The following is a 9,346-nucleotide window of genomic DNA, read 5'->3' as shown; positions in this document are numbered from 1 at the left end:
CTGCGGCTATGGCGAGAGTGGCGAGGCTGGTCTATTACCCCGTCAAGGGCTGTTCGGGGACGTCGGTCGACACGGCCGATGTGACCTTGCGCCTGGCGCAAGGAAGGGGGCCTTCACGTACTTGAATGGCTGCAGCACGTACTGCAGCACGTACAGCCACAGCCCAGAAGGTCAGTCGGCCACCGGAGCGAGCCTGCCCGCGTTCCAGGCCGCGCGGCGTTCGGCCTGCAGCACCGGGTCCGCCACCGGGGCGGCCGACAGCAGACGGCGGGTGTACTCCTCGGTCGGCGAGTGCAGCACCTGGTCACGCGTGCCGACCTCGACCAGTTTGCCGTACTGCATCACCGCGACACGGTCGGCGAGCAGGTCGACGACGGCGAGGTCGTGGCTGATGAACAGGCAGGCGAACTGCAGCGAACGCTGTAGGTCGAGGAACAGGTCCAGCACGCGTGCCTGCACCGAGACGTCCAGTGCCGAGGTCGGCTCGTCCGCGATCAGCAGCGCCGGGTCCAGCGAGAGGGCCCGCGCGATGGCGACGCGCTGGCGCTGGCCGCCGGACAGCTCGTGTGGGTACCGGTTGCGGTAGTGGCCGCCGAGTTCGACCTTGTCCAAAAGGGACGTGACGCGTTCGTTCAGCGCCTTACCCGACAGGAACTTGTGCAGCACCATCGGTTCGGCGATGGATTCGCCGATCGTCATCTTCGGGTCCAGCGTGGAAGCCGGGTCCTGGAAGACGATGGAGAAGTACCGGCGCAGCGGGCGCAGATCCTTGTTGGACATGTTCGTGATGTCCCTGCCCGCGATGGACACGGTGCCCGAGGTCGGGGTCAGCAGGCGGATCGCGCAGCGGCCGACGGTGGACTTGCCGGAACCGGACTCGCCGACCAGTCCGACGATCTCGCCCTTGGCGATGCTCAGCGAGACGTCGTCGACGGCGCGGTTCTTGGCCTGGCCGCGACCGCCGGGGTACTCGAGCACGAGGTTCTTGATCTCGAGCGCGGGTGCGCTCTCCTCGATCACGGCTTCGAGTTCGGCGTCGGCGAGGCGGATGTCCTCGGCGATCCTCGATGCCTCTTCGCTGTCCGGGGAGATGCCCTCGTCGTCGAGAAGACGGCGGCCTTCGGGACGCTGGCCGAGCACGGGCACGGCGGCGAGCAGCTTGCGGGTGTACTCGACCTGCGGCGACGCGAACAGGTCGTGCACCGGCGCCTGCTCGACGATGTTGCCCTGGTACATGACGACCACGCGGTCGGCGAGGTCGGCCACGACACCCATGTCGTGCGTGATCAGCACGATGGCGGTGTTGAGGGTGTCACGCAGCTTGCGCAGCAGGCCGAGGATCTCCGCCTGCACGGTGACGTCGAGTGCGGTGGTCGGCTCGTCGGCGATGATCACCTTCGGGTCGCACGAGATCGCCATCGCGATGACGACACGCTGACGCAGCCCGCCCGAGAGCTGGTGCGGGTACTGCCTGAAGCGCTGCGGAGGGTTCGGGATGCCGACCATCTCCAGCAGCTCGATGGCGCGCTTGTCGGCGGCTTCCTTCGAGATGTCCTGGTGCGAGCGGAGCGCCTCACGCAGCTGCCACCCGACGGTGTAGACCGGGTTCAGCGCGGTCATCGGCTCCTGGAAGATCATCGCGACCTCGTTGCCGCGGATCTTCTGGAGTTCCTTCTCCTTGAGCTCGGCGAGGTTGCGCTCGCCGAGGCGGAGTTCGCCGGCGATCCGGCTGGTTTTCGGGAGCAGCCCGAGCACCGACATCGAGGTCACCGACTTGCCGGAACCGGACTCGCCGACCACCGCGACGATCTCACCAGGCTTGACGTCGAATCCGATGCCCTTGACGGCGTCGACGACGCCGTCGTCGGTCGGGAACGAGACGCTCAGGTCGGAGATGGACAGAACCGAACCCGACACGCCGCCGAGGTCCGACGATGCTGCTTCAGTGCTCACCAAGATGCCCTTCGTGGGGGTACATATGGTCACGGCGCATCGGCCGCGACTGTGTCTGCGCGCCCTCGGCGGTAAAAGTGCCTCGGACTCGCGCGAGGATAACCGAGAGCCGCCCGACTAAGGTCGGTGCTCGGGGCCTCCGTTCCCGACACCCTATAAAGGAATGCCCGCCGTGTTGGAATTAGTCTTCAAGCCGTGATCTCCGCCAAGACGAAATTGCTCCTCGTGCACGCGCATCCGGACGACGAGAGCATCACCACCGGCGGCACCATCGCGCGCTACGCGGCCGAAGGCGCTGAAGTGACTGTCGTCACGTGCACTCTCGGTGAGGAAGGCGAGATCATCCCGCCGTCCCTCGACGGGCTCGGTTCGTGGGCCGCCGATCAGCTCGGCGGCTACCGCGCGGGCGAACTGGTGTCGGCGTGCGCTGCGCTCGGGGTCTCCCGGCACCGGTATCTCGGCGGCATCGGCCGCTGGCGGGATTCGGGGATGGCCGGGACGCCGTCCTCGGCCCATCCACGCGCGTTCTCCGGCGGCGACGTCGAAGAGCAGGCCGCCCAGCTCGCGGAGATCCTCGACGACGTCCGGCCTCAGGTCGTCGTCACCTATGACGCTTTCGGGGGTTACGGACACCCCGACCACATCCGCGCCCACGAGGTCACGATGGCCGCCGCACCGAAGGCCGAGTCGGTCGAGCGGGTGTTCCACACCGTTTCTTCTCGCGACGCCGTCGCGGCCGGGCTCGCCGCGCTGCGCGGGCGCTCGACGTTCCGGGTGCCTGAAGACGGCGAACTGCCGGTGACATCGGACGAGACCATCACGACCGCCCTCGACGTCGGGGCGTACCTCCCGGCGAAGGCCGCCGCGCTACGGGCACACGAGACGCAGGTCAGCGTGCCCGCGCCACCGCGTCTCGCGGATCACTTCGCGCTGAGTAACGACGTCGCGCAGCCGATCACGCGGTCTGAGTACTTCGTGCTCGCCCACGGGCCTGTCGAGGGTGCCGCTGCCGACCTGTTCGGAGGTCTCGCGAAGTGACGGCGCCGTCACCGCCGCTCACGGCGCGGCAGCGCTGGTTGCTCGCTCTGTTCTCCTTCGACGCGTTCCTGCTCGCGCTGCTCGAGTTGTTCTTCCTTCCACTGCGGCTCGACGGCATCGTGCTGCCGAAACTGGGTGACGCCCCGTTTCCGGTGACCGTCGTACTCGCCGTGATCACCACACCGCTCTTGGTGCGGACGACCGCCAAAGTGGTCCGGCCCTCCTTTTCGGTGATTCCTCTGCTCATTTGGGTACTCGTCGTACTCGGGATGGGTGTGACGGGTCCGGGTGGTGATCTGGTGCTGGTACAGGACTGGCGGGCACTGCTGCTGATCGGCGGCGGGGCGTTGCCGGGCGCGTTGGCCCTCGGCGGCGGATTCGGGACCGCGGCGAAGGCCGCGAAGGGAGGCAGCAGTGGGTGAAGCGATTTCCGATCGCCAGGTGGTGGCGGTGCTGCGGCCCTTCGTCCGCGCCTGCGGCCCGATGGTCGACGCGTTACGTGACGCGGATCCGTTCGGCCTGCAGGCCAGAGGACGGCGTGAGGACGCGCTGGAAGGCGTCAAACCCAAACTGAAGGACAAACTGCTCGACGGGATCTCCTCGGTCAAGGTGCCCGGCACCGCGGCCTGGGCGGAGATGACGAACTACCAGCGGACCAGCTGGTGGGTGAACCGGGTCGGCCGGTTCACTTCGCTGATCACCGCGATCCCGGGTATCGGCGGCGCGCTCGCGGACCGGTTGCCGGTGCAGGACGCGCTCGGCTCGGCGTCACAAGGGATGTTGCTGTGCGCGATCGCGGGGGAGTACGGCGTGACCGACGTCGGCGCCCGGGTCCGGCTGATCGCGTGGGTGCTCTTCGAACGCGACATCGACCCGGTGATCGCGGCCGGAAAGCACGCCGAACACGACAAGGCCGCCGAAGACGACGAAGCGGCGAAGCTCACCGAGGAACTCGACGACTCGAAGAAGAAGCACGGCAAGATCACACTGAAGGCCGCCGCGGGCACGCTGTGGCGGCTGGGCCGCGGGTTGCTCGGCATGGTGGACGAACTGGAAAAGCGCCCGCGAGGCCGTCTCTTCCACCGAGCACTCGGGAAACTGCCGGTCGTCGGCATGGTGGGTGACTACCTCGGCGAGCGATCCGGTCTCAAACGCGTCTGGAAGCGGGCGCACAGGTGGTTCACCGAGCATCCCGGCGGTCAGTGAGGCTCACTTCCAGAACATGAACGCGTCCTGGCCGTACATGGCCGCGAGCTTGAAGCCGCCGACGGAATCGAAGATCGCGAAGGACGCGCGCCACAGCAGCCGGTTCGCTTCGTCCACGAGGAACAGAACGCCGAACAGCACGAGCGGTGCCCACGGCCGCGCCTTCGCGCCGAACTCGCGCGCGCCGGGCGAAAGATAGGGCTCGATCGCGCCCCAGCCGTCGAGCCCCGGGATCGGCAGGATGTTCAGGATGAACGTGACGATCTGAAGCAGCGCCAGGAACGAGAGGCCGATCACGAGTCCGTTCGCCATCGGCACCAGCGCGACGACGAGTGTCAGCACCACGCCGACGGCGAGGTTGCTCAACGGCCCGGCGAGCGACACCCACGACGAGACCGCGCGCGAGCGCAGGCGTCCGCGTTCGATCCACACCGCGCCACCCGGCAGCGGGATGCCGCCGATGATGAGGAATACCAGCGGCAGGATGATGGACAGTGCCGGATCCGTGTATTTCCGGACGTCCATGGACAGGTAACCCTTGTGGGCGACGCTGTGGTCACCGCCGCGGAATGCCACGATCGCGTGACCGAACTCGTGCAGCGTCAGTGACGCGACCCAGCCTCCCGCCACGAGCAGAACCACGCCGGCGATGATCAGCGGGTCGTACTTCTGACTGGGAATCGTGGTCGCGTCACCGAAAGCCGCCAGTACACCGCCCAGGATGGTGACCGCGAGGATGCCGAGGAAGATCGGGCTTGGCCGCACTGCTGATCTCTGCACCCCACCAGTCTTCCGTATGCCCGATGTGAAGTTCTCGGCGTGTCCCCTTGCGCGATGAGGGGAAGGTATCCCCCGAACTCGCTACTCCGCTTGACCTGACCGCACTACACGGGTGTAATCACAGTGATGTCATTCGTCGCTGGAAGGGGGCGGCGAGTGGTGTTTCAACACCGCCAGCCTGGGGAGTGCGTGGACAGCGAGGAGGCGGACGTGCGGTTGGAAGCAGATGGAAGGGAATGGGGGCAAGTCGTGGGTTGGGGCGAGATCCCGGAGCAGCAACTGGGTGATCTCACCGAGCTTTTCGACGATGCCTCCGCGGAAGAGCAGGACTGGCAGGAACGGGCCCTCTGCGCGCAGACGGACCCGGAGGCGTTCTTCCCTGAGAAGGGCGGCTCCACCCGCGAAGCCAAGCGGATCTGCCTCGGTTGCGAGGTCAAGGACGAGTGCCTCGAATACGCCCTCGCGCATGACGAGCGGTTCGGTATTTGGGGCGGGCTCTCCGAACGTGAGCGTAGGAAGCTGAAAAAGCGAGCTGTGTGACGGCGATCTCCGGCACCCCGGGGCGTGTCTGGCAAATCTCGTTCGCGGTCTTCGGGCCGCCTGGGCGCGAACCCCATCGAACAGATTCGCCAGACGCGGCCTAGTGCGCCGGAGATCGCTTCCTGCCCGGGCCCGGACATGGGGCCACCAACGGGTGACCGGGTCGCGTCGTAGGGTGTCGGCACTCGACTTCGCCGCCACATCTGGAGTGCCCGTTGTCTCGCACTGCCGCACCACCTGTGCTGCGCACGGTCCCCGTTCTGGCCATTGTGGTCTGTCACAACGGTGAAAACTGGTTGCCACTGGCGCTTTCCGCGCTGCGGCGCAGTGGGATCCGGCCGAGGCACGTCCTCGCCGTCGATACCGGGTCCACCGATCGGACGGCGAAGATCCTCGCCGACGCGGCCGCACCCGAAGGCGTCGTCGGCGGCCCGGACAGCGCCCCGGTTCTTGACGGAATCCTCACACTTTCGAGTGAGGTGGGCTTCGGTGCCGCGGTCGGGGAGGCCGTCGAGCACGCCGTCGAACGCTGGGGTGATCCCGGTGGCTGGGTCTGGTTGCTGCACGACGACTGTGCGCCGGAACCCGACTGTCTCGAAAACCTGTTGGCAGCGGCCGAAAACGAGCCCGCGGCGACGGTGCTGGGCCCGCTCGCGGTGGACTGGAGCGACCCGCGGCTGATCGTCGAGGCCGGTCTATCAACCGACGCCATCGGCCATCGCCAGCAGCTCTCACCTGACGAGACCGACCTCGCGGTGCTCGCCGTGCCGAGTGCCGGATCACTGGTGCGACGGGAAGTTTGGCATTCACTCGGCGGCTACGATCCTGGTTTTCCCTTGCTGCGCGAAGATCTCGACTTCGGCTGGCGGGCCAACGCCGCGGGTGGCCGGGTGCTCTCGGTGCCCTCGGCCCGGCTCCGGCACGCCCGTGCGCTCAGCACCGGGCAACGGGAACCGGACGCGCTCGGGATTTCGCTCGCCGCGGCCAACCGCGCGCACGGGCTCCGGGTGTTCCTCGTCAATTGCTCCCCGCTGTCGTTTTGGTTCGGCTTGATTCGAATTCCGCTCTTCGCGGTGTTGCGCGCGCTCGCGTTCGTACTGCTGCGCCGCACCGGCGAGGCGAGTGCGGAACTCTCGGCCGCCTGGTACGTCCTTCGCGGACGCGGAGGACTGCGCGCCGCTCGCGCCGGACGCCGGAAGTCGGCGCGGCCCGGCGACGTCCGCGGCCTCTTCACCGGGCGGATGACGCGGGTACGGAACGCGGTCCGCGCCGGTGTCATCGGACTGGTACGGCGTGGGGTGGAACGGGATTTCGCCCTCGGGACGGTTCCGGAGTCCGCCGATCAGCAAGGCGCCTGGATCCCGCCGGAGGCGTTGAAGGCCGGGCAAGACCGTCCTGTCGGCCCGGGCGCGCTGCCCGCGGGCGCGATGCGCGGCGTCGGCTCGCGGGGGACGGGGCTGCGGCGGCCCAGTGCGATCGTCGCGGTCGCGGTGCCGGAAACGGTCGCCGGACAACCCTCCTCCGGCAGGCCGAAACCGTCGCCGGTGCCCCGGGACGGCGGACGGCGGCCGGAGCCGGAACTCGTCTTCGTCGAGGTCGACCGGAAACGCGTGCTCAGCGCGACCTTGTTCGCCCCGCCGGTGATCGTGCTGGTGGTACTGACGGCGCTCGCGTTCGTGGTCAACGGTTCGCGGCTCGGGCTGGACCTCTTCGGCGGAAAACTGCTGCCTGTCGGCGGACTCGGCGAGATCTGGGCGTCCTATCTCGCGCCGTGGCACGCGATCGCGGGCGGGACGGCGAGCCCGGCGCCCGCGACGTTGCCGGTGCTGGGCACCCTCGGCGCCCTTTTCACGCCGATCGGCGGTCCCGCGGCGCTGGTCGCGATCCTGCTGCTCGGTGACATCCCGCTTGCCGCCCTGAGCGCGTACGTGGCCACTCGGCACCTTCGCGTGCGTCGGTGGGTTCGCGCTGTTGTCGCGGCGGCGTACGGCGTGCTGCCCGCGGCGACGGCTTCGGTCGCGCAGGGGCGGCTCGACGTCGTCGTCGTGCACCTGCTGCTGCCGCTGGTGATCGCGGGTCTCGTCGGCTTGCTGGTGCGCGCGGACTCGCGGTGGTTGCACGTCTCCGCGTTGAGCGCGATCGGGTTGGCGCTGATCGGCGCCTTCTCACCGCTGGCACATGCGTTGGCGCTCGTCGGACTGGTGATCGGGTTCGTCGTGCTGCCGTCGCCGACCGGGCTCGCGCGGCGGATCGCGTCGGTCGGCATCGTGGTCTTCCTGCCGCTGGCACTGTTGCTGCCTTGGCCGAGTGTGCTGCTGAAGCATCCGGAACTGCTGCTGCACGGGCTCGGCGGCGGTGCCACGGCCGCGTCCGGTGCCGATCTCGCCGGGCTGGATCCGGGTGGTCCCGGCGCGTGGCCGATCGGGGTGGTGCTGGTCGCGGCCGCGATCGTCGCACTGGTGGTCCGGCCGACGAAGGGTGCCGGCGGCGGTGTCGCGGTCGCGGTGCTCGGCGCGCTCGGGCTCGTGGCCGTCCGGTTCGTCGCCGTCACGCCGATGTCGGGCGGCGCGCACGCGACCGGGTTCGCCGGGGTGCCGCTGCTGGTGATCGGCGCGGGACTGTTGTGGACGGTGCTGGCCACCTGGCAGCGCGGCGGGGCGCGGGTCGATCCGGCGCCGTGGCTGGCGAAGGTCATGGCCGTCGCCGGGGTGGTCGTGCTGCTGGCGCTGGCGACCGGCGCCGTCGTCGCCGGACGGGAAGGCCCGCTGCGATCCGGTGCGCGGCCCGCGCTCGTCGCTGACGATCTGGCTTCCAGCGGACGCTCGGTGCTGGTCGTCGGTGGTCCCGGCGAGCCGGTGCGGCAGACCGGTGGCCGTCTGCCGCGTTACGGCGACGACGAACTCGCGCCGACCCCCGGCAGCGCCGACCGGCTGGCCTCTTGGCGCCGAGACCTGCTGCAAGGCTCGCCGGACGCCGTCAAGCAGGCCTTCGCGGCGGCCGCGGCCTCCGGTGTCCTGTACGTCGTGCTGCCTTCCGGCGTCGATGGCTCTGTGTACATCGAACTCGCGCGGGATCTCGTCACTTCGGCGGCGCCGACCTCGGACGGCCGTGCGATGCTTCGCTTGCTGCCCGCCGGTGGCCAGGTGGCGTTGATCTCCCCGGAACTCGCGCAGGCGGCCGTGACCGGGAAGGGCGCGCCGGGCGCGTCACCCGGGGTGGCGCCGGTGCAAGCCGGGCTGCCGGACGTGCGGGTGCGCGTCTCGGACGGGCCGACCGGGCGCCTGCTCGTGCTGGCCGCGGAGTTCGAGGCGGGCTGGCAGGCGAGTGTGGACGGCAAGGCTGTGCCGATCGTGCGGGCCTGGGGGCACCAGGTGGCGGTTTCGGTGCCGCCGCAGCCCTCGGAGGTCGTTGTGGAGCACCAGGGGACCACGCGGAACCTGCTGCTACTGGGGCAGCTCGCGGCGGTGCTGTTCACGCTGCTGACCGCTGTGCCCACTACGCGGCGGCGGGTTTCCTGAGCCTGCTCTTGATCTTGATGTCCTGAAGGCCTCCTTTGAGACGTTCAACGTCTCAAAGGAGGCCTTCAGGACATTCGCTTCCTCCGGCTCCGCCTTCGGGGCTCTACCCCCCGGGGCTCGGCCCCGCCCCTGGGCTTCGCTTCTCCCGCCCCCTCGGCTCCGCCCACCGGCTCCGCCCCTGAGGCTTCGCTGCCCGACCCCGGCTCCACCTCCGGGTCGCGACCGGGCTGGCCGAGGGCGCGATGGGCATGTCGTCCGGCCTCACCTACACGCCGGGCATGTACGCGACCACCGAGGAACTCGTCGATCTG

At 69.2% G+C, this 9,346-nt stretch carries 7 protein-coding genes; 5 read left to right on the top strand and 2 right to left on the bottom strand.

The features are described from left to right. Positions 1-171: 171 nt before the first annotated feature. Positions 172-1,953 (bottom strand): ABC transporter ATP-binding protein, encoded by a 1,782-nt coding sequence (locus AB0M65_RS38395; protein WP_364039678.1) that lies wholly within the window; start codon positions 1,951-1,953, stop codon positions 172-174. Positions 1,954-2,148: 195 nt separating this feature from the next. Between AB0M65_RS38395 and mshB the strand changes: the two genes are divergently transcribed. Genes mshB through AB0M65_RS38380 form a run of 3 tightly spaced genes read left to right on the top strand, consistent with a single transcriptional unit; the run spans position 2,149 to position 4,197 of the window. Beyond that, positions 2,149-2,991, top strand: a complete 843-nt coding sequence (gene mshB, locus AB0M65_RS38390) for an N-acetyl-1-D-myo-inositol-2-amino-2-deoxy-alpha-D-glucopyranoside deacetylase (RefSeq protein WP_364039675.1) — start codon at positions 2,149-2,151, stop codon at positions 2,989-2,991. Further along, the gene (locus tag AB0M65_RS38385; RefSeq protein WP_364039672.1) at positions 2,988-3,413 is read left to right on the top strand and encodes a hypothetical protein; all 426 of its coding nucleotides are present in this window, start codon (positions 2,988-2,990) and stop codon (positions 3,411-3,413) included. The genes mshB and AB0M65_RS38385 overlap by 4 nt, the downstream gene beginning before the upstream one ends. After that, positions 3,406-4,197: a hypothetical protein gene (locus tag AB0M65_RS38380; protein WP_364039669.1), complete on the top strand. Its 792-nt coding sequence runs from the start codon at positions 3,406-3,408 to the stop codon at positions 4,195-4,197. The genes AB0M65_RS38385 and AB0M65_RS38380 overlap by 8 nt, the downstream gene beginning before the upstream one ends. Positions 4,198-4,200: 3 nt before the next feature. Here the strand turns inward: AB0M65_RS38380 and AB0M65_RS38375 are convergent, their stop codons facing one another. Beyond that, entirely contained in the window at positions 4,201-4,962 is a 762-nt protein-coding gene (locus AB0M65_RS38375) for a site-2 protease family protein (protein WP_364039684.1), read from the bottom strand. 225 nt (positions 4,963-5,187) lie between these two features. Between AB0M65_RS38375 and AB0M65_RS38370 the strand changes: the two genes are divergently transcribed. Both AB0M65_RS38370 and AB0M65_RS38365 read left to right on the top strand, forming a co-directional pair. After that, positions 5,188-5,517: a WhiB family transcriptional regulator gene (locus AB0M65_RS38370; RefSeq protein WP_364039681.1), complete on the top strand. Its 330-nt coding sequence runs from the start codon at positions 5,188-5,190 to the stop codon at positions 5,515-5,517. 215 nt (positions 5,518-5,732) lie between these two features. Next, a complete protein-coding gene (locus AB0M65_RS38365; RefSeq protein WP_364039666.1) occupies positions 5,733-9,035 on the top strand; it encodes a glycosyltransferase family 2 protein in 3,303 nt (1,100 codons plus the stop codon). Positions 9,036-9,346: the final 311 nt, after the last annotated feature.

This window comes from Amycolatopsis sp. NPDC051071 (assembly GCF_040682875.1).
GTDB lineage: Bacteria > Actinomycetota > Actinomycetes > Mycobacteriales > Pseudonocardiaceae > Amycolatopsis.
Note: the sequence above shows the minus strand (reverse complement) of the source record. Positions and strands in the feature narration are given on the sequence as shown.